The organism is Sporosarcina sp. P26b, from assembly GCF_002743245.1.
Classification (GTDB): Bacteria; Bacillota; Bacilli; order Bacillales_A; family Planococcaceae; genus Sporosarcina; species Sporosarcina ureae_C.
Window position 1 is genome coordinate 1 of the sequence record NZ_PDYW01000028.1, and the last position, 25,842, is coordinate 25,842.

23 protein-coding genes and 1 pseudogene are annotated in these 25,842 nt (G+C 36.7%); 18 read left to right on the top strand and 6 right to left on the bottom strand.

Translation table 11 applies throughout. The features are described 5' to 3' along the window. Positions 1–317 (bottom strand): isocitrate/isopropylmalate family dehydrogenase (locus CSV69_RS14665; RefSeq protein WP_255396886.1); only part of this gene is annotated, 317 nt, incomplete at its 3' end. Between the two features lie 235 nt (positions 318–552). Here CSV69_RS14665 and CSV69_RS14670 point away from each other — a divergent pair. The 5 genes from CSV69_RS14670 (at position 553) to CSV69_RS14690 (ending at position 5,657) form a co-directional block, all read left to right on the top strand. Next, a complete protein-coding gene (locus CSV69_RS14670) occupies positions 553–1,191 on the top strand; it encodes a GntR family transcriptional regulator (RefSeq protein WP_099693794.1) in 639 nt (212 codons plus the stop codon). 84 nt (positions 1,192–1,275) lie between these two features. Then, a complete protein-coding gene (locus CSV69_RS14675) occupies positions 1,276–2,322 on the top strand; it encodes a TRAP transporter substrate-binding protein (RefSeq protein WP_099693795.1) in 1,047 nt (348 codons plus the stop codon). A 75-nt stretch (positions 2,323–2,397) separates the two neighbouring features. After that, positions 2,398–2,913 carry a TRAP transporter small permease gene (locus CSV69_RS14680; protein WP_099693796.1) on the top strand — a complete coding sequence of 172 codons (516 nt, stop codon included), beginning with the start codon at positions 2,398–2,400 and terminating at the stop codon, positions 2,911–2,913. A gap of 18 nt (positions 2,914–2,931) precedes the next feature. Further along, the gene (locus CSV69_RS14685) at positions 2,932–4,200 is read left to right on the top strand and encodes a TRAP transporter large permease (RefSeq protein WP_099693797.1); all 1,269 of its coding nucleotides are present in this window, start codon (positions 2,932–2,934) and stop codon (positions 4,198–4,200) included. A gap of 35 nt (positions 4,201–4,235) precedes the next feature. Further along, on the top strand, positions 4,236–5,657 hold the full coding sequence (locus tag CSV69_RS14690) for an amidase (RefSeq protein WP_099693798.1): 1,422 nt from the start codon (positions 4,236–4,238) through the stop codon (positions 5,655–5,657). Positions 5,658–6,046: 389 nt separating this feature from the next. Here the strand turns inward: CSV69_RS14690 and CSV69_RS14695 are convergent. Then, positions 6,047–6,589, bottom strand: a pseudogene (locus CSV69_RS14695) (isocitrate/isopropylmalate family dehydrogenase); the annotation flags it as partial. 300 nt (positions 6,590–6,889) lie between these two features. After that, entirely contained in the window at positions 6,890–8,815 is a 1,926-nt protein-coding gene (locus CSV69_RS14700) for an Eco57I restriction-modification methylase domain-containing protein (RefSeq protein WP_158232692.1), read from the bottom strand. A 79-nt stretch (positions 8,816–8,894) separates the two neighbouring features. On the opposite strand from CSV69_RS14700, the gene CSV69_RS16940 reads away from it, so the two are divergent. The 3 genes from CSV69_RS16940 (at position 8,895) to CSV69_RS14715 (ending at position 11,834) form a co-directional block, all read left to right on the top strand. Further along, a complete protein-coding gene (locus CSV69_RS16940; protein ID WP_158232693.1) occupies positions 8,895–9,134 on the top strand; it encodes a helix-turn-helix domain-containing protein in 240 nt (79 codons plus the stop codon). A 24-nt stretch (positions 9,135–9,158) separates the two neighbouring features. Next, positions 9,159–10,034, top strand: a complete 876-nt coding sequence (locus CSV69_RS14710) for a restriction endonuclease (RefSeq protein ID WP_099693801.1) — start codon at positions 9,159–9,161, stop codon at positions 10,032–10,034. An 825-nt stretch (positions 10,035–10,859) separates the two neighbouring features. After that, on the top strand, positions 10,860–11,834 hold the full coding sequence (locus tag CSV69_RS14715; RefSeq protein ID WP_099693802.1) for a DNA/RNA non-specific endonuclease: 975 nt from the start codon (positions 10,860–10,862) through the stop codon (positions 11,832–11,834). Positions 11,835–12,054: 220 nt separating this feature from the next. On the opposite strand, the gene CSV69_RS14720 is transcribed toward CSV69_RS14715, so the two are convergent. The 3 genes from CSV69_RS14720 to CSV69_RS14730 form a co-directional block, all read right to left on the bottom strand. Further along, positions 12,055–12,375 carry a hypothetical protein gene (locus CSV69_RS14720; RefSeq protein WP_099693803.1) on the bottom strand — a complete coding sequence of 107 codons (321 nt, stop codon included), beginning with the start codon at positions 12,373–12,375 and terminating at the stop codon, positions 12,055–12,057. Between the two features lie 328 nt (positions 12,376–12,703). Continuing rightward, positions 12,704–15,139 carry a DEAD/DEAH box helicase family protein gene (locus tag CSV69_RS14725; protein WP_099693804.1) on the bottom strand — a complete coding sequence of 812 codons (2,436 nt, stop codon included), beginning with the start codon at positions 15,137–15,139 and terminating at the stop codon, positions 12,704–12,706. Further along, positions 15,132–15,458: a nucleoside triphosphate pyrophosphohydrolase gene (locus CSV69_RS14730; RefSeq protein WP_099693805.1), complete on the bottom strand. Its 327-nt coding sequence runs from the start codon at positions 15,456–15,458 to the stop codon at positions 15,132–15,134. The genes CSV69_RS14725 and CSV69_RS14730 overlap by 8 nt, the downstream gene beginning before the upstream one ends. Before the next feature lie 417 nt (positions 15,459–15,875). Between CSV69_RS14730 and CSV69_RS14735 the strand changes: the two genes are divergently transcribed. From CSV69_RS14735 to CSV69_RS14780, 10 genes are all read left to right on the top strand, one after another. Next, a complete protein-coding gene (locus tag CSV69_RS14735) occupies positions 15,876–16,217 on the top strand; it encodes a cupin domain-containing protein (protein WP_099624958.1) in 342 nt (113 codons plus the stop codon). A gap of 48 nt (positions 16,218–16,265) precedes the next feature. Next, positions 16,266–17,309, top strand: coding sequence for a TRAP transporter substrate-binding protein (locus CSV69_RS14740; protein WP_099624959.1), 1,044 nt, complete (start codon positions 16,266–16,268; stop codon positions 17,307–17,309). 63 nt (positions 17,310–17,372) lie between these two features. Then, positions 17,373–17,897, top strand: coding sequence for a TRAP transporter small permease (locus CSV69_RS14745; protein ID WP_099624960.1), 525 nt, complete (start codon positions 17,373–17,375; stop codon positions 17,895–17,897). Next, positions 17,894–19,186, top strand: coding sequence for a TRAP transporter large permease (locus tag CSV69_RS14750; protein ID WP_099693806.1), 1,293 nt, complete (start codon positions 17,894–17,896; stop codon positions 19,184–19,186). The genes CSV69_RS14745 and CSV69_RS14750 overlap by 4 nt, the downstream gene beginning before the upstream one ends. Before the next feature lie 37 nt (positions 19,187–19,223). Then, positions 19,224–19,970 (top strand): IclR family transcriptional regulator, encoded by a 747-nt coding sequence (locus CSV69_RS14755; protein WP_099624962.1) that lies wholly within the window; start codon positions 19,224–19,226, stop codon positions 19,968–19,970. 72 nt (positions 19,971–20,042) lie between these two features. Continuing rightward, positions 20,043–20,903, top strand: a complete 861-nt coding sequence (locus CSV69_RS14760; protein WP_099624963.1) for an HpcH/HpaI aldolase/citrate lyase family protein — start codon at positions 20,043–20,045, stop codon at positions 20,901–20,903. Positions 20,904–20,943: 40 nt separating this feature from the next. Then, positions 20,944–21,396 (top strand): MaoC family dehydratase, encoded by a 453-nt coding sequence (locus CSV69_RS14765; protein WP_099624964.1) that lies wholly within the window; start codon positions 20,944–20,946, stop codon positions 21,394–21,396. 56 nt (positions 21,397–21,452) lie between these two features. Then, a complete protein-coding gene (locus CSV69_RS14770) occupies positions 21,453–22,613 on the top strand; it encodes a CaiB/BaiF CoA transferase family protein (RefSeq protein ID WP_099624965.1) in 1,161 nt (386 codons plus the stop codon). Between the two features lie 415 nt (positions 22,614–23,028). Next, entirely contained in the window at positions 23,029–25,065 is a 2,037-nt protein-coding gene (locus CSV69_RS14775; protein ID WP_099693807.1) for an EAL domain-containing protein, read from the top strand. 157 nt (positions 25,066–25,222) lie between these two features. Then, positions 25,223–25,842 (top strand): chemotaxis protein (locus tag CSV69_RS14780; protein ID WP_099693808.1); only part of this gene is annotated, 620 nt, incomplete at its 3' end.

Genomic DNA, 25,842 nt, shown 5'->3' on the forward strand with positions numbered 1-25,842 from the left:
GGACGGATATTGACATATTGATCGAACTGTTTGCGAATGATCAATAGTAAATCCCATAACGAAATATGGTCAGGCACTCCAGGGAAACCCACCGCGCCTAAATAGATCGCGTCAAATTTCTCCAGTTGCTCCATCCCGTCACTCGCCATCATTTGTCCATGCTCCAAGTAATACTCGCAGCCCCATGGGAAGTGGGTAAATTCAAATGAAAGCCGTCCGTCGAGTTCGGCTACGCGTTTCATTACTTTGATACCTTCATCGATTACTTCTGGGCCGATTCCGTCTCCGGAGATTACGGCTATTTTTAATGGTTTCATTTTGTCACTCTTTTCTGTGTGATTGTATATTCCATATTAGACTATCACCTTAAGATGAGAATGTATATTCAGATTATTTTAATTTTGAAATATAAAAGTGAGAAACAGGCTGTGCTTAGAGAAGAAATACTAAAAAGTGACTAATAGTTTGAATATTCTGCATTATATATAATATATGGACTTAGTTTTCTAAATAGTATATATTATTAAAAAGTGGTGAAGGGGATTAAGTAAAATGATGTATCCGAGAAGTCAAAAGACACTTAAAAAGGATGTATATATAAAAGTGAAAGAAGATATTACAAATGGCATCTTAAAAGATCACGTCTCTATAACCCAAAAGATGGCGCTAGAACTTTACGGCGTGAGTGGAACACCATTTCGTGAAGCGGTACAAATCCTAGAATCTGAAGGCTGGGTTTACTCGTTACCCAACAAAGGTGTATATGTAAGTCCTTTAACTCAAAAGGATATTGATGAATTTTTCGAATTAAGATGTATTTTTGAATGTGCAGTTGCCAAAAAGGTTAGTAAAACATTTACTGATGAAAAAAAAGAAGTATTTCAAAATCTTATTAATCAGATGAACACTGATACAAGTATACAAAGCGATTTGGAGTTTACTAATTTAGATTTTCAATTTCATAAAAGGTTAATTGAGTATGCTGAAAACAATAGGCTCATAGTTTTAAGCGAGCAAATATATGACATGATGAAAAGAATAGGAAACATTGTATTGAAAGAACCTTCTAGAAGAGAAGAAGTAATAATAGAGCATACAGAAATATTGCAAGGGTTATCTAACGGAAAATATGAAAGCGCAATCAAACACCATTTGGATCGTGCTAAACACAAATTAAGAAATAGAGAGTGAGTAGGTTTTAATTGAACTGAAAGGAGGTGTGGAAAAGAATTGACATAGAATAACCAATAATAAAAATATATAGGGGGAATTTCAATGAAGAATTTAAGAGGTTTACTAATAACTAGTATAATGAGTGTTTTATTATTAATACTTGTTGCATGCGGTGGAAATGATACCAATGAGGATTCAGGTGGTAGTGGTGAGAATGCGGATGGGATAGAAAGTCTAACAATTAAGCTTTCGCATGAAGTTGCTGAAAACACATCGCAACAAGCAGGTTCTTTAGCTTTTAAAGAATATATTGAAAAAGAATCGGATGGAAAAATAAAAGTTCAAGTATATCCAAATGGTCAGTTGTTTGGTGATAAAGATGTATATCAAAACTTAGTCGCAAATAACGTTCAATTTACTCAACAAGACATGTCAAAACTGGTTGGCGATGATCCACGCTTTAACTTAGTTTCATTACCGTTTCTATTCGAAGACAATGATACAGCAGCGGAGTTCTGGGATGGAGAAAAGGGGATGGAAATCCTAGCGGCACTTGAGAAAGACGGTGTCTTAGGTTTGGCAATGTGGCCAAACGGACCTAAGCATTTTACAAACGATAAAAAACCACTTAAGTCTCCAGAGGATTTTAAAGGTTTGAAATTCAGAACTCAGGGTGGACAAGTTCTTGAAGATGTATTTAAAGCTGTAGGAGCTAGCTCTGTTACTATTCCATTTACAGATTTATATACTGCTTTGCAACAAGGTACAGTTGATGGTCAAACGAATACATTCGTGAACATCGACTCTAAAAAGTTCGATGAAGTCCAAAAGTACATGACACTTATTGGAGACACTCGCGTAGATGTTGGATTCTTTGCTAATAAAGAATTTATGGATGGATTAAATGAAGAAACACGTGAAATTGTAGATGGCGGAATCAAAGCAGGAACAGACGCAGCTAGAGTTGCGGCAAATGAGATGGCGGATGATGCATATGAAGCTATTAAAGAACGTGGGAATATTGAAATCTATGAACTATCAGAGGAAGATATTCAGACATTCAGTGAACTATGGGCACCTATCTATGAAAAATATACACCCATCATCGGAGAAGAGTATATAAAAGCTGCACAAGAAACTGGAAAGTAATGATTCGAATAATAACGACAGAATTAGGATAATGTATATAATTCTGTCGTTTATTAAATTGAAAGGAGTGTTTATATGAAGGATAAAATATTAAGTACATTAGAAGTATTTGAGGAATTCGTGGCATCTTTTTTCTTTGTAATTGGATCTGTTGTTTGTCTGATTGGGATATTCATGCGATATGTAATGAATCATCCTTTAGTTTGGACGAATGAAGTATTTGAACTATTAATGGTTACTGCGATTTTTATTGGTTTTGGTATAGCTTTAAAAGATGATCAGCACATAAAAGTAGACTTGATTTACGAGAAAATGCCTAAATCTATAAAGAAGGTATTCAACATAATTAGCAATCTCTTAGGGGCTATATTTAGTATTTACTTGGCTGTGATGGGTGTTGAGATGGTTAGTGTAGCTCATGATCAGATGAGTATCAGTATAGATTTGGGTATTCCATTATGGATTACTTATTTGGCGATGCCAATTGGGATGGGCCTACTAGGAATATATTTTGTTGTGAAGACATATCGAGCGATTTTAGGTAAGGATCTAGAAGAAGAAACAACCATTAATATTGAAAATCTATTTTAAGGAAAGGAGGAGAACGATTTGAATACAACAGTGATATTAGTATTATTGTTTATAGTCTTGGTTCTATTAAGGGTACCTATTGCAGTCGCGCTTGGCTTGTCCAGTATCATTTCACTCACACTAATAGACTTCACCATGTACCCGGTTATACATAAAATGTTTGTCTCCTCAAGTTCTTCTGCATTAATGGCAATACCAGGATTTATATTTGCGGGTATTATTATGGCAAGAGGTGGAATATCATATCATTTGATTGAGGCGCTAAAATCATGGATAGGCCATTTAAGAGGGGGGCTAGCTCTTGTAACAATACTAGCCTGTATGATTTTTGCCGCAATTTCAGGATCTAGCCCAGCTACTGCAGCTGCAGTTGGCGGAGTAATGATTCCCGGAATGGTTGAAGCGGGCTATAGTAAACGATACTCAATGGGACTTGTTGCTGCAGCAGGTACGTTGGGAATATTATTGCCTCCTTCTATTCCATTAATTATTTATGGAGTTGTATCTGAACAATCAATAGGAAAACTTTTTGCTGCAGGTATCATTCCGGGTATTTTACTAGGTGTTATTTTAATGGTAGCGGCAGTAGTTAATGCAAGAATTAAAAATTACGGTCAATTACCTAAACAAGATATGTCAGAGAGACTGCGTAAGACGCGTAAAGCATCTTGGGGATTTTTCCTTCCAATATTGATTCTTGCAGGGATTTATTCAGGAGCAGTAACACCAACTGAGGCATCGTTCGTTGCTGTATTATATTCATTTTTAATATCAACATTAATTTATAAAGAAATGAAAATGCCTGTTTTTAGAAAAGTAGTCAAAGAGTCTATTAACATTACAGCTATGATTTTTTTGATTATATCAGCAGCTACAATCTTTGGTATGTTCTTAACGACAGAGCAAGTCCCTCAAGATTTGGCTTATTGGATACAATCAACTAGCACAAATAAATGGGTCTTTATTATAAGTATAAACATATTGTTCTTTGTATTAGGTATGTTCTTGGATGCTGTTTCTATCATCTTGATAACGTTACCAATCTTACTGCCAATCTTGATACTGTTCGATATTAACTTAATACACTTTGCGATTATTATGACTATAAATATGGAGTTAGGAATGATCACCCCACCTGTTGGCTTAAATTTATTCGTTGTAAGTGGAATATCAAAAGAAAGGATAGGGGAAGTCGTCTATGGAGTTTTGCCATTCTTCGGTCTTTTATTCATTGGACTAGTAATGGTAATAATATTCCCAGAACTATCTTTATTTTTAACACGCTAAAGCTGAATGTAGAATTATAATGGAGGTTTTTAAAAATGACTAAAAATAAAGATGTTTTAGCATACGGGTTGTTTGAGGTATCCGAGCTCATAAGAAATAAAACTATTTCACCAGTAGAACTGATGGAGAAAATGTTAGATCGAATTAACAGTATTGATTCGAAGCTTAATTCATTTATTGAAGTCTTATCGTCTGAAGAAGCTATGCGTCAGGCTAAACAAGCCGAAGAAGAAATTCAAGCAGGTTTATACAAAGGGCCATTACACGGTATTCCCATTGGTATTAAAGATATGATTAAGACGAAAGAAATGAAAACTACAATGGGGTCAGAAATATATAAAGACTATCATGCAAATGAAGATGCATTTGTAGTAGAGAAACTGAAAGAATCTGGAGCTATAATAATCGGAAAGCAGAACACTCATCAGTTTGCCTATGGACCGACGGGAGATCGTTCCTACTTTGGTGCCGTTCATAATCCATATAATGTAGAAAAGATGACGGGTGGTTCTAGCAGCGGCTCTGCTGCCGCAGTGGCCGCGTGTATATCTTACGGGGCATTAGGTACCGATACGGGAGGTTCCGTAAGAATACCTGCATCTTTTTGCGGTATTGTAGGGATGAAGCCGACATACGGAAGAGTGAGTAAACGCGGTGTATACCCCTTATCATGGAATTTAGACCATGTAGGACCAATGACAAGAAATGTAGTGGATAATGCATTATTACTAAATGTGATTGGAGTATATGATGCAGAGGATGATTTAGCGATACATCAAAATGAGGTGGACTATACTTCAGGTATAACAGATGGGGTAAATAACATTACGATAGGACTTCCTAAAAAGTTCTTCTTTGATGATATGAATCCTGAAGTCCGAGAGAGTGTGAATAACTCAATTGATAATTTACGTCAATTAGGTGTTAATTTCATTGACATCGAATTACCTGATATGGACGAGATTACGGAAAGTCAAAGGGTTCTTCTGAGGGCCGATGCATATGAACTACACGAATCACATTTAGAGGAATATCCAAATCAATGGGATGATGAAGTGAAGGAAAGACTCTTATCAACTGTGGATGAAAAGTCATACTTATACTCAAGGGCTTTGAAAGTCCGAAAAAGAGCGAAGAAACAGTTTGCTGAAGTATTTAATCAGGTTGACGCGATCTTGACTCCTACTGTTCCTATTTTGCCGCCAAAAATCGACGGTCGCTATGTAGAAGTTGATAAGTATAATGAAGAGCATATTCGTTGGTCAATCTTGAAGCTAACAGCTCCTACTAATTTCACTGGCTTACCAAGCTTGTCAATACCGTGTGGATTCTCAAAAGATGGGATGCCGATTGGCGTGCAGTTGATAGGTAAGGACTTTGACGAAGCGCTATTATATAGAATTGGTTATGCGTTAGAACAGAGTCTTTCAATTGATACAGCTAAATTTCTAGTGTGATTTTAAGCTTTAATGGATTTTGATAATGGAATAAGTTTAAAATTGCAAGATAAGCCACTTAATTATAAGACAGCAGAGGTTTAGAACCTCGAAAGGTCTTGGATATATAAAACTAGAACTAATGCTTTATTACGCTGAAGCCGTGCACAATATACAAGGCAAATCTTAACTCAAGTTATATGACAATCCTGATTTATATGTTTGCTCTTTTTTACCCCATGGGTGTATCTAAAAAATGCTGGCGAAAATCTTCAAATGGAAAAAGTGGTAAGTTCCTCAATACTGGCACCGAGTATCATGAACTCCGGAAACGCTGGCTTAAAAAAGGTACCTGTGCACGAAACTTTCATGATTGTTTAAACACTCACGTTTGTTTCTCACACAGGTATCTTTTTAAGATCTGAAGCCGTCTCAAATACATACCGAATGATCCGCTCCGTTCCTTTACACGAGAACACCCCCGTCTGCAACACCACTTCTTCCGGCTTACCTTTAAACAACCAATCACCAGCTCCAGCATATTCACCTTCACTGTTTTCTCGGATGAACAACATATCGATCGTTTCCTTCGTTCCGTTATCAATAGGACAAGGCGCACCGTTCAACAACTGGATCGGACGGATATTGACATATTGATCGAACTGTTTGCGAATGATCAATAGTAGATCCCATAACGAAATATGGTCAGGTACTCCAGGGAATCCCACCGAGCCTAAATAAATCGCGTCAAAGTTCTCCAGTTGTCCCATCCCGTCACTCGCCATCATTTGTCCATGCTCCAAGTAATACTCACAGCCCCATGGGAAGTGGGTGAATTCGAATGAAAGCCGTCCGTCCAGTTCAGCTACACGTTTCATTACTTTGATGCCTTCGTCGATTACTTCTGGGCCGATTCCGTCTCCGGAGATTACGGCTACTTTGTAGGGGGTCATATGGTCACTCTTTTCTTTTTTCGATTAGATTCTAGTGTTAGGGTATTATGTTCAAAAGTGAATGCATAATCTATGCGAGGATAACCCCATGAAAAGAAGTTGTTGTGAAAAATACGTGCTCAGCTTCGTTTGTTAATGTATTTTTAATATCAATTAAGATTAATTAACCATTGATTGAATAAAAGACATGACATGGAATCAGGTGTGGTAAATACAATTACTGGAAAAATGCAACACTTGTATAGGATATAGACATTAGAGATTGTCTATACTAGAATCTTAGCAATGGCTCTATTTCAATTACATAAGTAAATTGTATTTCCGAATTAAAAATTCATTTATATCTTCTTTAGAAGTAGACTTTTTAAGAAATATCATATCTTCTTCGCTGAAATCTGGAATAGTAAAATTCGATAAGTACTTTTTCTGGTAACAATAATATCCACCTGAAATCATATAGCTTGTATGTTTTATATAATATTCCACAACGACGGAATTCAAAACTTTGGTTAAGATATCTAAATCTATCTCATTTTTCGAAGTTGTCCCAAAAATAGCATACCCGTTATTAAATAGGGCGTAGTCTTTAAAATAAGTAAAATTTGGCTTAGCTGAGTTTGTAGGGAATATAATTTTAGGTGTAAAGCTATTTAAAGCCTGAGATCGGCCATACTCGTACCAGACCTTCACTGAAGGTTTTCCGCCATTTCTTTTACTTAACTCCCCTCTAATCACTTGAAAGTATTTAAAAGTTTCTGGATACTTTTGAATCATTTCCTTTTCAGAGATAACTACAACTTTGTCGTCTGATAGCTGATAGGGATAAATAATTCTATTAAATTCATAGAAGTTGGTAGCTTCATCAACCTTTTTTTCACCTGAACCTTTTATTATTGAAATAGTAATATCTTTTTCAATTTTATATATTTCATTTTCAAACTCTTTATAGAAGTATTTATCTTGTTCATTTTTATTGAATTCTTTGGTAGTATTGATTAAGTATAAAGAGTCTTTTTGAGTAGCAATTCCTGTCATGATACGTAAATTATTCTTTTGGTTCTCTATACTTTTTATGTTTAAATAATCTTCTTTACTAAGTAAATGAATAGAATCGGCATTTAGATGATTATAAGCAATGGCTTGGTAATTGCTATCGTTAAGGTGCTGTACTATTTGTCCGTTGTTAATTTTCTTATCGACAGTCTTATATACAATTTCCTCTTTGGGTTTCTTATCAAAGAAAATGATAGCAGAGTAGGTTTGAGCATTCTCGAAAAGTTGGTTATCCTTAAAGTCGATTACCTTATTAATGAGCTTTTCGCCTAATAAAAAATTTCTTAATGATTTTGCAGACTGCATTTTCAACAGATGATTAGGTATGATATAACCTATTTTACCATCCTCTTTTAAATAGTTGAAACTCAGTTCAATAAAGGCGTAAAAAAGGTTAAAGTTTCCTGAGTCACATGTTGTATAACTTTCTTTTAAGCTTTTTCTTTGCTGAAGGCTGAGCTCTTGGAACTTTACATATGGAGGATTTCCTACAATGAAATCGAAGCCTTCCGATTTTTTTAGTTTGTTAAAGTTAGTTAGTATATTAGACGAAGTACTATCTCCTTGTATAATATTGAAATCAATTATTTCTTTATCCTCTTTATACTCTAAGGCTTGTAAAGATAGCAATAGTTTTGTGGAGTATACGTTCTCACTAAGGATGTCAACGCCAAATAGATTGTTCTCAATAAAATGTATAGCTGGTGTTGTAGGGAATTTTAATTTTAATTGTTTTAAAGCAGAGATTAGAAATTCTCCTCCTCCACATGAGAAATCACAAATTAATTTATCAGGAACATCTATACTATTAATCATTTGGTTAGTGATGTAGTCTGAAACGGTTGAAGGGGTAAATATTATTCCATTATTATTTATAGTAGATCTGTCCAAGAATGAATAAAATATTAGTTCTAAGTCTTTTAATGACCATTTCCTATTTAGTTTTACTAAATAATTAAAAATTTCATCATTCGAATTAGTTAAAAGGTTGGTAATTAACTCGTTTTCGATTATCTCAATGTCATAGTCTTTAGAAGATAAATAAGCTCTAATTAATTCGGCTTGAACTTCTGTTTTATTATTAAAATTAGCTAAATATTTTATTGTTTTCTCATTTCTTTCAGTTAAAGAAAAAGCATTTTTATTTATTACTTCATTTATTAAAGTAGTCAAATTTGTCATCTCCAAATACAGGTATATTCTTTCATTAATTATAACTCCAGTAGTTATAAAAATCAAGTGGGTGTTTAAATTGATTAAGTTTTTTTTACATGAAATTCTTCAAGAATTAAAGATATCACAAAGTAAGTTTGCCAAACAAGCAGCAATTAGACCGAACACAATAAATGATATATGCAATAACCGAACGAAAAGAATAGAATTGACCACTTTAACTCAAATATTAAAAGTTTTAAATGAAATTGATGACAGACCTTTCCGTATTGGAGATGTAATGGAATATATTGAAGAGGAATTACAGAAATTAAAATAATCAATCATAAGGGGACAGAAAAAAGTGAGAATTGAAGACGTGGCTAATGCAATGAAAAGAGATATTGAAAACGCTATTGTTAACAAAGTTGTTAATGGATCAAACTTAAGTAAAACCACAAAAAAGCCATTTACTAATGGCTTAGAAGCAAAAACATCTCTTATACGTTCGAGTACTTTAATTAATCATTTACATGAATTTGTTAAATATGAATTTATAAAAAGTAAAGTAGATCCAAGTATTATATTCCCTCCCCTTCATCAAAGTAAGCCAGAATTAAAAATAACAGGATTGTACAAACAAAAGGATCAAGACGTGTGCGTTAAGCCGAAAAATATCAATCCTGTCAGAACATTAATTGATTGGGGCCCAATGGTTAATTCGGGATTGTACTGTGACTATGGTCAGAAGCTTACTGAAGAAATTATTTCTGTTAATATAAGAAGCCAATTAAGTAGCTTAGCCAAAAATACGGATACTCTTTTTGAACGTACTATTGCAGAAGCAATAAACTTACATGATTCTTATCCGAGGATGGTATTAGGAGAAGTGTATATGATTCCGGTTTATGAATACGATGATACAACAATGGTTAATAATCAAGTTACTTTTAAAAGAAAACAAACCGATTTGGAAAAATACATAAGTTTCTTTTATTATATAAGCGACAGAGTAGATGTCGATGAAGACAAACACAAATATGAAAGATGCGCATTGGTTATTATCGATTATAGTAAGTCGCCTGCAAAAGTATATAGAAATACTGCTGAGCTAATTGCGGATGGCCTAGTAAGCTCTAACTTCAGTCATGAGCTTGAACTAATTTCTACTGAAAAATTCGTTAAAGATTTATTAGAAATATACGATGAGAGATTTGGAAATACTTCACTTTTTATATAGTAAAATAGATTCGGTTTATATTTCAAAAACATAGTACAAAGAATATTTAGGAAAAAATATTTATTCCAGTAATAATAGTATTCAAAAAATTCAATCCTTTAGGAACAAAAATGTCAATAAAAAAATTTTCAACAGACTGACATGGCTATTTAAGAAACATATAAAATAGCTCTTTAGACTGCATGCGCCCCAAAATCTTTGGGCGTAAGGTAGCCAGATTTTTCTAGCATCCATAGTTCGCAATATTAGAAATAGTAAAATATTTAAGGTAAGAGAAGTTCTCCGAGTGCTGCTTTTAGTCAGTTACCCGAGATCGGAATTGCTGCTCTGCAACTATTCTTTATTTCCAGATAGTTACCTTTGTAGCGGATTATTTTTGCGGAAATCAGAATGAGAAAAGACAAAGCAATAGAAATTATGTTTAATGAATACAAACATTTAAAAATAATTGAAAAATGGTTATTAAAGTAATGAAAAAATAAGACACTATAAATAGGATACCTTCTTACAAAATTTTACTCATGGGTATTATTTGGTACTTACTTCTATATTAATATTTGAGATTTAATAATCGTCTCAACTTTAATTAATTTAAAGTTTGGAACAAAAATAGCTTGATCCCTTTATACGACTACTTAAAAGAACCTCAATACCAAAATCTGTAATTTTGAATTCTTTTGAAACAATAATAGGAGTTCTGCCAAACTGAATGCCGTTTTACATGCATTTTCATTTAAACTTTGTAGGGAATGGTAGAATGCATTTTTACTTATGATATAATCTTCGCGTGAAGGTCTGACATAGATGAAAGGTACGGTTTAAAGAATGAAAAAGGTATTGGAATATTTAATCTTTCTTTTAACAATCGTTTTTATAGTTGGTTGTACGAATTTAGAAGATGCATCCACTGCTGATGTAGAAACAGATTCGCAAAAAGCCACGACTGTTGAACCAAATAAAAATAGTGGAAAAGAAGAAACTGTCACTACGGCCGTCGAAAAACAGAAAGAAGAGGAGTCCGTAGTAGAGAAACAGAAAGAAGAAATACCAACTCAACCCAAGAAGGAACTGTTCTCCGGATACAAACTAATTGAAGTTGATGGTGGTGATTTATCAGGTTATCGTGAACCTAACGTCGTTGTTGACATTGGTTATGGGGACCGGGAATATTGGGGATTTACTAATGAATACGGACAACTAGTACGTGTCATAGCTGACGAAATCACCCTGCAAGATGACAGTAAAGAATCTGTTTTATCGTCTGGCAGATACTATTCTGATGAGGCTAAGGTTCCCGGAGTTGAATCTGATGTTTTAGATGAAGGCCATATAATTGCTGACTCTCTCGGAGGGGTTTCGAATGCGTATAATATTACCCCACAGGATAGCACGCTTAACCGACATGGTGATCAAGCGTATATGGAAAACGAGATCCGAAGAGCGGGTGGAGCTACTAAATTTGAAGCACTTATCACCTATCCAAATACGGAATCGCAGATTCCTTCAAGTTACCAATATATCTATACAATAAAGGGAAATGTTATTACGGATACATTTGAAAATGTGAATCCAGATGAGGTAAACGAATCTCTTGGACTAACCGAGAATAATGAATCTGAGTCCAAATCAGAAGGAACTTCCACAAACGAAGGTGAGCTCTCTAGTGTTGATACAAACGGTAATGGTCAAGTAACAATTAAAGAAGCAAAAGCAGCAGGTTTTAGTATGCCAATAACTAGCGAACACTGGTTGTATAAATATATGCGTGATAATGATAACGATGGCATGGTAGGAGAATAAGAGATCGGACCTACAGGAAGCATTAATTCTAAAGGCATTGAAATTTGATCGGTTTGGAATTGAGGTGAATCTCTAAGAGGTGAAATATATTTGCAGGACTTTGTTCGAAATAATTCTTATATGAAGATATTAATCGGATAGACTATCAAGTGAACTAGATGGAATCTGATAAATTATTAAAAAAGGCAGCCAACTATTAATGATGGCTGCTTACATTTATTTAATAAAGAAAACCAGGTTGGACACCAAGTGTCTTGAACATAAATTGAAGAGCTGTCATTTTAGGAAGGTTCTGCACAAAACTTTGCGCTTCCTCTGGATTATTGAAAGCTAGCGTTTCAAGTCCGTGATCTACTTCACCGTCAATTATTAAATAGATAAATAAAAATGTTAAGCCTTCATCCGTACCATCGATGTTATCACCAGTGATTAAAATCATTTGTTCTTCAATTAACGGATTAAATATCGTTGTTACAAAATCTTTACCTTGTAATATTGGTGGATTTCCGTACATTTTTTCCCAATTATCCCAACTATTCAAATCATATCTCCTCCCTTTAAGCTATATAATTCGACAAGACTATATTTATACCTCTATTGAAACTGAATATTTTGTTCTCTTGTGTTATAATGAGTTAATTTATTAGATTGAATGTCATTCTAATTTATAAGAATGTGGATTGAAATAATGCCCATCTAGAGAGAGGTATTACAATATCAAGTCACTCCCAGCGTTGGGGGGGTGTGGATTGAAAAAAGATTCTCGGTAAGTATCTTATGCATTACATGGGAAACACTTTGTTTAATTAGTAAAAATGTTTCAGACCCTTCCGGCTTATAAAAAAGTTGCGCGAAAGTCGCAACTTTTTTTACGTAATAGAACCTTTCTTCTCAAAATACCAATGCAACCGATACTCGCAAATCTCCTGCATCCAACCAAACAAAACATCCTCATGCTGCTCTTCAACTCTTACCTGCGGTCCAAACACACCATTCTCAAACACACCATTCTCAAACACAAACAAACCTTTCGAAGATCCACTCCACTTCGTCATCGGCATCGTAGCAATCAACTTCGCAACCTTATCCTCATCATACTCCCGAAGTAACTGCCCCTGTCTATCCGACAGATCCGCATCACGTCGATAAGGTTTCTCCATCAAGTACGCATGGAAGAAGGGGGCAACTTCACTTGGTGCTACCGGTTTATACCAATCAGACGCTCCTCTAGTCAGCATATACTTCAATAGAATCATCTTATAACTTTTATTCATCAGCGTTTTATTGATTTCAATTAGCAAATCTTTATGTTGAGTCAGTACTTCTTTCTCCAACTCATTTAACTCCTGGGCGTAGTCTAGCAATATCGAATACGTCTTAAACTTCTGCTGAATAGCCCGCGCATCTTCATTCGCTTTCAAATGATACTCAAGATACGTCGGACGGTGCCCTAGTTCTGCTTTCAAATCAAAATACGCATTGATCAATCGTTGCTGAATCGGTTCGTTTTGTTTCATTGCTTCAAGTAAGTCAATGATAGCCGTCTCGAAATGGAATTCGAAATAGCCGTTCTCGGTAAATGTTTCATTGCTGATTTTTGTAGGTAATTCTTTGTCTTCGTTAAATACTTCAAATTTCTTCCGTGCATTGCGATAGTTCCCGATCAAGTCGATAATGACGCAATGTGTTTTACCGGTTGCTATACGCAGACCGCGGCCGATCTGCTGGGTAAATACGGTCAGCGATTCGGTAGGGCGGGCGAATAGGAGGGTGTCTACGCTCGGTATATCGACGCCTTCGTTGAATAGATCGACGGTAAAAATGATGTCGAGCTGACCAGTTTCTAGTAAGTTTCGTGCAGTAGTACGCGTATGTCGGTCTGTGTTTCCGTACAAGGCGAGTGAGCGATAGCCTGCGTTGGTGAAGTAGTCACTTAAGTAGATCGCTTGTTTAATGGAAGAACAGAATCCAATCGTGCGCGTTTGTTTGTTTTCGTTCCATGCGTCGAGTACTGCTTGTGCGTAACTGTCCCGTAGTTGCAGGCGTAATAGCTCTTCTTCATCGTATGAATTATTTCGCCATTTTAATTGACTGTAATCCGTTTCGTCCAGTACGCCATAGTAAACGAAAGGGGAGAGCCAGTTTTTCCGGATAGCGTCTAGGAAGTGGATCGAGATCGCTTCGTTGCCGTCGCATAGGCTGTAGACGTCTTTGTTGTCGAGTCGGTCAGGTGTTGCGGTTAGACCGAGCAGGAATTCCGGTTTGAAGTAATCCAGTACGCGTTCGTATGTAGTGGCGGCCGCGTGATGGAATTCGTCGACGACGATTAGATCGAACGCAGTCGGGTCGAATTGGTGTAAATGGTATTGCCTCGCGAGTGTTTGGATCGATGCAAAGACGAATTCCGTGTCTGCTTGTCTATGCTGGCCGTTGTAGATTCCACTTGTGCGGTTCGGGAACACCCGGGCGAATGAAGTTTGTGCTTGCGTGAGCAGTTCTTCACGGTGTGCGATAAAGAGTACCCGTTTGTATGATTCTGCAAAGAACGCTGCTAGATACGTTTTACCGAGTCCTGTTGCGAGAACGACAAGTGCTTTTTCATAGCCGGCTTCGACCGTTTGATTGAGCGCAGTAAGAGCTAGTTCTTGTGCAGGACGTGGATCTAAGACTGATGATTGATAAGGTGCTGTTGGATCGACGGTGCTGCTTTCTTCTTGTTCAGTGGCACCGAATGTCATTTCGATTTCAGATTGAGGTTCCCATACTGAACTAAAGGGGAGTTTGCGATTCGTTTCATCGTATCGTGTTCTATACAACTCAATTTGTTCATTGTTGATCGGTACTGTGTTCGCAGATAAGAACAAATTCATGAATTCATCCGCAGATGTTTCAAAAATCTCATCGTCTACTGTCGATGGTGCGTAAAGGTTCCATTCGATTCCTTTCGTCAAAGCGGAACGCGATAAGTTGGACGATCCTATGATAACGGTGGAGCTGTTTTGTGATTTGAATAGATACGCTTTCGGATGAAAGGATGTACCGCCACTTTCAATCATGCGAAGTTCGGCAGCAGGTAATCCTTCATGTAATAATTTCAGTGCATCCGGTTGTGTAATTGATAAATAATCGCCCGTCAGTATCTTGATATCCGCGCCGCGCATAGAAGCGTCACGTAAAGCGGGGAGTACTTCGTTCACGCCAGATTTCATCATGAATGCGGTCATCCAGTAGATCGTATCCGCTTCGGCAGTTAGTCGCTTTAAGTCGCTTAGCAAGTTTTTCGTCAGTAGACGCAGTTTAGTCATCCGCTACTTCCACCAAATAGATTCGTTCATTGAATCCGCCACGTGCTTTAGCTTTCTGTGCGCGTACGGCTTCCAGTTCCTCGACCGTCACACCATGATAAATCGCTGCCGCATGGATTAGTTCTAGTAAGTCGGATAGTTCTTCGACAGCATCCTCGGGGTTAGTTGCTTCTTCGTACTCAGCCAGTTCCTCGTGCATCTTTTTATTAATTTCCGCTATGTATTGTGACTCATTCAATGTGTGCGTTACACATGTTTTTCCGTCGGCTTCGATGATTTCCGGGATCAGGTCGCGGACAAGTTTATTATAGATGGGCATAGGGATCTCTCCTTCAATTCCGTAATTTGCTTTATTCTACCATAGCCACATTATAAAAAATGAATAATAATGTTGTAAACATTAGATTTTAAATTAATAACTGCAATATTAATATAATTACTGATTAGCCCTACAATTATTTGAAATAGATAATATGTAGCTATTTAATTACATAATTTAGAAACTGCAAAGATCCATTGACTAAAAAGAACATTGTTATTAATTGTTTAATACAATTTTACAATAGTAGATAGTAAATTGATATGTCAGAATAATTTAAAAATATATTGCAAAGAAAAATACCATATGCTATTGTTGTTCTAAATCGGAACGCCATCCCACCTAATGGAATGAAGTTGCGGTCTTTATAACAATAATAATAATGTAAGCGCATACTAAAGGAAAAGGGGTAATTGAATGAGTTACTGGAAAAATGCAAAAGACGTTGAAGTGTACTCACCACCAGGACATGAAGGTACATCTAATCGAAGGTTGTTCGGGAAAGAAGAAGGTATGGAGCAATTAGAAGTAATTATTGGAGAAATTGAGCCAGGAGGAACGGCGGATCCTCATTTTCACGAAGAGATCGAGCAATCAATGTTTATATTAAGTGGAGAAATGAAAATTATTATTGAAAATGAAGAAACTATTTTAAGACAAGATGATGTTGTATGGATACCTAAGAAAGCTATGCATGAGGTTGTAAACATCGGTAAGGAAACGGTTCGCTTTGTATTAATATACTCACCACCAAAATAAGAGTACAGCAAATATTAGGCAGAGAAAAAATTAGGGGAGAGTGAAAATATGAAGAATAGTATAAGTATTAAAGTATTGTTTGTAGCTTTACTAGCTATGCTCGTTATTGCCGGCTGCGGAAAAGAGGAAAAGGGTTCTACTACGAGTGAAGAGAAGATTAAATTTAAAATTGCTGACTCCTTCCCAACTACTAACTATTTATCTTTAGAGGGCACCAAGTACTTTATGGATAAAGTAGTAGAGTTGACTGATGGAAAAGTAGAGTTTGAATATTACCCTGCAGAACAAATTGGTAAAGCAAATAGTTATCTGGATTTAACATTATCTAATACGATTCAAATTGGTTATACGTCTTATGCTGCAGACCGTTTGCCACTTTCAGAAATCGCAACTTTGCCAGGAGCTTATGATTCTTCAGAAGAAGGGTCGAACGTTATTTGGAAGCTTATGAAAGATTACTTAATGGATGAGGAATACCTTCCAAATGGAGTTCGACCATTGTATGCAGTTGCTTTACCGCAGTATCAGTTGGCAACGGTTAAAAAACCAGTTAAAAAGATTGAGGATATAAAAGGAATGAAGACACGCGTGACAGGTACTATGGAGCTAGGATTTGATGAACTAGGTTCATCTCCTGTGTTTATGCCTGCGACAGAAGCCTACACAGCTATGGAGCGTGGAACAGTAGATGGAGTTACATTCCCTTTCACAAGTTTCACTCCATATCAAATTGAAGAAATAGCAAACTATTCAACTAAGGGCGCTAATCTAGGAAGCTTCACAGTAATTTATTCAATTAATGAAAAGATTTATCAAGACTTGCCTGAAGATGTGAAAGATGCATTAGCAGAAGCGGGCGATGAAACGGTAAAACACTTATCGGTATATTTAGATGACAAGAATGAAGAATTAGCTGAAGAGTTTTCATCGAAGATGGAAATTTATGAACTTACAGAAGAGGAATCTGCTGAGTGGGATGGAAAACTTAAGCCGGTTTGGGATCGTTGGGCAAAGAACTTGGAGAAACGTGGTATCAATGCCAACGAAGCAATTGAAAAATATCAACAAATACGTAAAGAATTGAAGGAATAGTATAGCTCTTGCGTGTAAGTAATCAGCAAAGAACTTTTTAAATAAAGAAAAGGGGTGAGTCTAATGGCGAGAATCGAAAAGTGGTTTCAAAGAGTAGAAACGTTATCACTGTGGCTATCTTATACTGCTTTGACAGTTATGATGCTTCTTACAAGTTTTGATGCTATTAGTCGTTATGTATTTAAACAATCAATCACCGGAGCGTACGAAGTAACAGAAATGTATTTGATGGTTATATTAGTATTTCTTAGTCTGAGTTACGTTCAAAAAGTGGATGGACACATTCGCTTGGATATATTGTTTGAAAGACTACCCCAAAGGTTTCGTGATTACTTTAATATTTTCTTTTACGCATTAGGTAGTGTTTTCTTTTTCTTCATAGGATATCAAGGATTATTAATGACTATGAATGCTTGGAAAAATAACTTAATAGCATCGGGTTTAATAGATCTTCCATTATGGTTATCTTATATTTGGATTCCTATTGGCTCGTTTCTAATTACAGTCAGGCTACTCCTTCTCATTATTAAACTTGCGATGGGAGAGCAGGAAGATTCAAAAATGGAAGATGAGGTGGATATACTTTGACTGTTATCATACCGATAATTCTACTTTTGATATTTTTAGCTATGGGAATGCCGATTGCTTTTGGTTTGGGTATTTCAGGTTCAATAGGAATCTTTTTGTTTAGTGGCTGGGATTCGTTCTTAGGAATTATACAGACTACACCGTATGACAGCGTGAAAAGCTTCTTGATGAGCGCTATACCAATGTTCATATTGATGGCAGCGTTTATGACGGTAAGTGGTATAATGAAAGATTTATTTGAAGCAGCTTATAAGTGGCTAGGAAAATTGCCTGGTGGTTTAGGTTTAGCTACTGTTTTCGCGGGGGCTTTAATGGGAGCGGTTTCAGGTTCCAGTCAAGCATCTGCGGCAGCTATGTCAAAAGCCGCTGCACCTGAAATGAGAAAGTATAATTATAGTACTTCGTTTACAATGGGCGTCATCAGTATGTCTGGTACTCTAGCCGTAATGATTCCACCAAGTATCATACTAATACTTTATGGAATCTTAACTGAGACCGGTGTAGGTTCATTACTGATTGCGGGTATTGTACCAGGTATCTTAACAGCGTTAGGTTACATAATAGTAATCATCGTTTGGGTTAAGCTCAGACCAGAAATTGCACCGAAGATTGAAGAACAGTTAACTTTAAAAGAAAAAGTAAGATCTTTAAAAATGGTTTGGCCGATGCTTTTAATTATCATAGCAGTCATTGGTGGAATCTATAGTGGATTTGTTACAGCTACTGAAGCAGGAGCGTTAGGTGCATTCATTACATTAATTGTCGTTACATTAATGAGACGAATGAATTTCAAAAAGTTTATTCATGCACTCAATGACACAATTAAATCGACAACAATGATTATGACTATTATTATTGGTGCACATCTATTCAGCTACTTTTTAACATTAACTCAAGTCACACAGAAACTGGTGTTGTATGTTGAAGGTCTGGATATTTCACGTTATTGGATTATTGCTTTCATTATGGTCTTATATTTAATACTTGGATTTTTCATGGATCAGATTGCGATTCTAATTTTAACTCTCCCTCTTACTTTCCCTATTATTGTAAGCTTAGGATTTAATCCGATATGGTTTGGGATTGTCGTTGCTAAGACTGTAGAAATTGGTTTGGTAACACCACCAGTAGGAATGAACGTGTTTGTTGCAACTGGAGCTGCTGGAGTAAAACCATCTGAAGGATTCAGAGGTGTAACTTGGTTTGTAATTATGGATTTACTGATCCTATTACTCTTAATCTGTGTACCATTTATTACGTTAGTCCTCCCAGATTTGATGGCGAAATAATATTAATAAAATACTGACATAAGATAGGTGAGTAGCTATGAAACCTGGCGTCATCTCTAAAACCTTCACTATTCTCAGAGCTTTTAGCGATGAGAAAAGTGAATGGGGAGTAAATGAGTTAGCTAGATATTTGAATATGCCGGTGAGTAGTGTTCATCGTCTTCTTGCAACATTAAAGATTGAAAATATACTGGAGTTTTCCGACCAAACGGAAAAGTATAGAATTGGATCCGAGTTCATTAGAATGTCTTCAATCATCTCGAATAATGTGGATATGAAAAGGTATGCCAGACCTTATATTGAAGAGCTTGCTAAAAGTATTCCTCACTCTGTCTATTTGGCGTTATACAATCCACAACATAAAAAATTGGCTTTTGTAGATAGTATACAAGGTTCTCAAGGTCTTCAATATGTATTAGAAATAGGTGTCCTACAGCCAATTCATATTGCAGCAAGTGGAAAGAATATACTGGCTAATCTTGATCAAGATGATATTTCGGAAATTATTGATAGGGAATTAGAAGATGATGCTAGTAAATCACGAATTAGAGCAGAATTGAAGAAAATAAAGAATGATGGATATGCTAAGACTTTCAATGAACGTAAAGAAGGAGCACTAAGTATTGGCGCACCAATCTTTGATGCTAGTCAAAAAGTAATTGGTAGTATTATTTGCGTTATTCCGATAGGTGATTATCAAGAAGAAAATGAAGTTGAATATATTAGCAATGTAAAATCTGCAGCAAGCAATATTTCTCATTTATTAGGTTACATCAAAAAGTGAATTCTGTTGTTCGTCAAAATACACCTTGGATTATCACTTGTATATATTACATTGTATAAAAGGAGAGTCTATATGAAGGATTTTAAAACACTGTTATTTATACCAGGGATAAAGCCAAAATGGTTTGAGAACGTCCGTACTAGTCAAGCGGATTGCGTGATCTTTGATTTAGAAGATAGTGTTCCCTTACATTTAAAGTCAGAAGCAAGATCAAATGTATCCAAAGCAATAGAAGTGTTCTCTGATAGTGACACAAAAATCTTTGTAAGAATTAATAAGTCTAAAGATTTTTTTGATATTGATGATTTAAGAGAAATTATTAAAAAAGGTCTTGATGGAATTGTCTTACCCAAAATAGACAGTTTAGAAGAATTAACCCGATTATCTGATTTGGTGGCAGAAATCGAAGCAGAAAAAGGAATAAACCATCAACAGATTAGTTTTATTCCTATATTGGAAACTGCAAAATCAATGATTTATGCTTATGAAATTGCGTTATCTGAAAGAGTTATTGGAATAGCTGGTTTAAGCGCAAAGGATGGAGATGTAGCAAGGGCTTTAGGCTATAAGTGGACTCCAGAAGGTCTGGAAACTTTATATATGCGTTCGAAGATTGTCATGGCAGCTCGAGCAGCAGAAGTTATGCCCCTTGGAGGACTATGGCAAGATGTACATAACCTTGAAGGTTTAAGAAAACACTCTGTGTTTAATAGAGGGCTTGGCTTTGTTGGGGAATTAATCCTTCATCCCTCGAATGCATCAATAGTAAATGAGATATATTCTTATTCAAGTGAGGAATTAGAATACTATGAAGGTATGGTGGAAGCATTTAGAAAGGCCGAGTTATCAGGTGAGTCAGCAATTATGTATAGAGGCGATCATATAGATTATGCACATGTAAAAACAGCTGAAGAAATATTGAAACGATACTAAATGGTGGGCTGTATTTTAAGTAAAAGGGAGAAATGAGATAATGGCGTATGGAAAGTATTATGAAGAACTAAACATTGGTGATGTATATAAGCATAGACCAGGAAGAACGGTTACAGAAACAGATAATTTATTGTTCACGACTTTAACTCATAATATACAATCTTTACACTTAGATGAAGAGTACGCAAAAACGACTCCTTATGGGGGACGTATCGTAAACAGTTTATTTACACTATCTTTTGTTGTAGGTGTAGGTGTAGGTGAATTAACAGAAGGTACCACACAAGGAAACCTCGGTTTTGACGAAACTACATTTCCAGCGCCAGTTAGAATAGGTGACACCTTGCGAGGGGAAACTGAAGTTATAAAAAAGAGGGATTCAAAGTCTCGAGAAGATGTAGGTATTGTTTGGTTTGAACATCGTGGTTACAATCAAAGAGATGAATTAGTGGTTAAAACAAAACGAACTGCACTCATGATGAAGAAGCAATAATAATATATTACAAATGATAAATGTGAATGAATGAATTCTAGATAGGAGGAATGAAATTGAGCGGACCTCTAAAAGGAATACGTGTTTTAGATTTGACGGCTGTAGTAATGGGACCTTATTGCACCTTGATGTTGGGGGATATGGGAGCTGACGTTATAAAAGTTGAGAATTTATCTGGAGATGGTACACGTTATCTTGGCCCAACGAAAAACGAGGGTATGGGAAGTTTATTTCTCCATTTAAATCGAAATAAAAGAAGTATCACTTTAGATTTAAAGAGTGAAAAGGGAAAAGAAATACTATTAGCGCTAACTAAAGAAGTAGATGTTTTTGTGCACACTATGAGACCACATACAATGGAGAAACTGGGTTTATCCTATGAAGATTTAAAAAAAGTTAATAATAAATTAATTTATTGTGGAATGTACGGATTCAGCAAGGACGGTCCATATAGTAAAAAACCAGCATACGACGATATAATTCAAGGCGCTTCTGGAATCGCAGCTGCCCAAGGCCAAATTAGTGGAGAACCACAATATCTGGCGACTGTTTTAGCCGATAAAACAGCGGGATTAGTTGGAATGAGTTCCATCATAGCCGCCCTGTATCATAGAGAAAAAAGCGGAGAAGGACAAGAGATAGAAGTTCCTATGTTTGAGACCATGGTGTCTTATAGTATGATTGAACATATGTATGGTGAAACTTTCACACCGCCTTTAGGATCGATTTATTATTCCCGAGTGACCTCAAAGAATCGTAAGCCTTATAAAACTAAAGATGGTTATATAGGAGTAATGATTTACAACGATAAACAATGGCAAACATTTTTCCAGGTATCAGGTCATAGTGAATTACAAGATGATGAACGATTTAAAAACATGAAGAATCGTTCAGCAAATATTGATTTTGTGTATCAAGCAGTTGAGGAAATAATTAGTACTAAGACAACTGAAGATTGGCTTGAAATATTAGAGTCATCAGATATACCTTGTACTAGAATCAATTCACCGAAAGATCTTTTTGATGATCCGCACCTAAAAGAAATTGATTTTTTTAGAGAGGTTGAACATCCATCTGAAGGAATAATAAAGGACATAAAGTTTCCAGTGAATTTTTCGAATACGCCTGCCGTTGTAAATAGATATGCTCCCAATTTGGGTGAACATAATGAAGAAGTCTTTAAAGAAGTTGGATTCAGTGACAAAGAATTAAAATGATACTTTTCATAGTAATAGACTGCTATTTAAAAACATCTAATGATGGTTTTAAATAGCTTTTTTATAATTTATGTTAAGAGGATTATAGGCGCTTGAACTTTAAATCTAAGGTAAAAAGTAAATTATATTAAAGATATACTCTCCTTCAATTCCGTAATTTGCTTTATTCTACCATAATCCAGCATAAGCTGTGATAACCAAAAAGGCTTCACTATTGAAATAGTCTAATATCTAGTATTCCAAGTGGCTTTAAATTAAATGCTCTGAAGGTTTCTGAAAATGATTGACTAGAATCGACGAATAGTAAATAATGAATAGTAAGCAACTCCAATTGTACAATGTTTGATATGAGTAATAAGAATCATTATAAAGTATGAATTTCCCTTTTTGAATAAGGGATGAGGGGGTGGAACGTATGAATTCGATACTAGACAACCAAGAATACACACAACTAATCGGATCCTTTTCACCTAAGATGATACTATTATCTATTTTAGTTATAGCGTTCGCTTCCTATACCGCGCTCGTATTATATGATCGGATGTTGAAACCGAGTTTCTTCAAACGGGAAGTGTGGCTAATATTGGCGACACTCGCTTTATCATTCGGAATTTGGGCCACCCATTTTCTGTCGATGAATTCTTTATTGATTCCAGTTGAAATGCACATCCATTACGGTTGGGCATTTGTATGTATAGTACCGATCTTTCTTACGGTGATATTTGCGTTCTGGCTCGTGCAAGCTCCATTGAAAGCTTGTTGGCGACATGCGTTGGCCGCTGCATCGATTGCTTTTGGTATGAGTCTCACGCATTTTTTTGGCATGAAGGCGTTAAAGGCGGTTGCGTTAATTATCCACGATTGGAAACTAGTGATTGCTGGGAATATAGCGGGTGGATTGTTTGCGTATGTTGCGCTGAAGGCAATTAGTCATCCCAAACGTACGTCGTCATCGAAATGGATCGCCACGTTAAGCCTGACAATGGGGACGTTATCTGCACATTACTTGGGTATTTTTGCTACTTCGTATTATATAGAAGAAGGACAAGCATTAAGTGAGTCCATCATGCATATGCAGATCATGAATACGTTGATCGGCGTGGGTGTTGGGTTATTGCTACTCGGCATGTTATTGACTTCCTATGTCGACGGTTATTTGGATTATTGGCTGAAGTACTTTGACGTGCTAACGAAACTCCCGAATCGACGAAATTGGGAGCGTTGTTTGACGGATGAAGTGGCAGTCGGTGATGTTGCCATTTGGAATTTCCCTGATTTACAGCGTATCAATCAATTATATGGTTATATGGCAGGGGATAAGATACTACAAGAAATCGGTGAGTTGCTGTCGAAATGGAAACCGCCATTTGCGGAACTCTACAGAGTGAGCGGTAATCGCTATCTGTTTTGCGTGCATCAGACAGGTCGTTCGGCAGATTTTTACAAAAACTTGGTCATTATGCAACGTGAAATCGATCAATTGCTACCTATCAAGCGCCAAGAGATGCGGTACGTCTGTGGCTTGGCTAAGGCTGACAAAAATAAAACGGTGAAGACGTTATATAAAGAAGCCTTAATAGTCGTTGAACAAGCAACTGCTTCCCATGAGTGGGGATTGCTGACGTTTGATCCCGCGAATCATGGCATGTCATACGAGCAGGATGTTTTGCGCGATATTAACAAAGCACTTGATGAAAATCATATTTATATTGTCTATCAACCGAAAGTTAGAGGAAACAACGAGGAATTCGTCGGGGTCGAGGCATTGCTTCGCTGGACGCATCCAAAACTCGGAGCCATCCCGCCAGCAACGTTCATTCCGATATTGGAGCAAGAAGGGCGAATGGGGGAAGTGACGGACTGGATTATTCGCGAAGTGTGCAGGCAAATTCATAACTGGGATTCACAAGGCGTTCATGTGCCGCAAGTGGCAATTAACATCCCGGGCGAATACGTGACCGAGCCACAATTACTCGATCTGTTATGGAAAGAGACCAATGTATACAGATTCGATCCGAGCCGTATTGAACTGGAGTTGACGGAAACGAGTACCGCCAAGTCCACGACTCAGGCTATTGCTGCGATGAAACGATTCAGGCGCTATGGATTCTCCATCGCACTCGATGATTTTGGAACAGGCGTGTCTTCTTTGTCCTTTTTACAGCAGATGCCCATTACGACGCTGAAAATAGATAAGTCCTTTACGGATGAAGTACCAGCACCAGCGAAAAAGTGTGCTGTACTGAATGCCATCCTTGCGATTGGTTGCTCAATGGATCTTTCTATTGTGATTGAAGGTGTGGAGAAGAAAAAACAAGTGGACTTCTTGCTTGACTTACAGCCAGACTTGATCTTTCAAGGATATTATTTCTCCAAGCCTTTAACCGTTCCGCAATTGGAAGAATGGGTGTTGGAGTCCAATAAACAGCGTCTCTGTCCAAATAATCCGTAACGGACGGTAGCAGTAAGTAAGGAACTAGATTTATTTTCATTGTCCTAGATTGAGAGTTTGTTTCTATGGTATACTAGTCCTATCGCACCAACAAGTTATGGAATTTATCGATAAATATACTATGAATAGACCACATTGTCTGAGAGGGTGGAAGAATTTGTCCAAGGATTCAGGGATTTTATTGGAAAGCGGCACAAATGAGCTGGAGATTGTCGGATTTGAGATGCAAGGTAATCGCTACGGCATTAACGTGATCAAAGTAAAAGAGATTATCATGCCATTGAAGATTACACCGATCCCCCACGCGCATTTTGCGGTAGAGGGAATTATTCAGCTACGTGGTGAAGTATTACCTGTCGTCAGTATGGAAAAGATTTTAGGAATGGCGCCATCGGAAAATCCGCAAGATGCCAAGTATATCGTCGCTGCTTTCAATAAACAAACGGTTGTCTTCCGTGTACACAACGTCACACAGATTCACCGTATTTCTTGGAATCAAATTGAGAAGCCTTCTGGAATCTATGCGGCAGAGAGCTCTCAAGTCATCGGCGTCATCAAGCTCGATGGCGAAATGTTGCTGTTGCTTGACTTCGAGAAGATCATTTTGGATATTAATCCGGAAGCGGGTATTAACGTGGAGCAAGTGAAGAAGCTTGGGAAACGTGAGCGTTCGGATAAACGTATTTTGGTTGCAGAAGATTCACCGCTATTGCGCAAGTTATTGCATGATACGCTAAGTGAAGCAGGCTACGCAAATCTCGACTTTTATGAAAATGG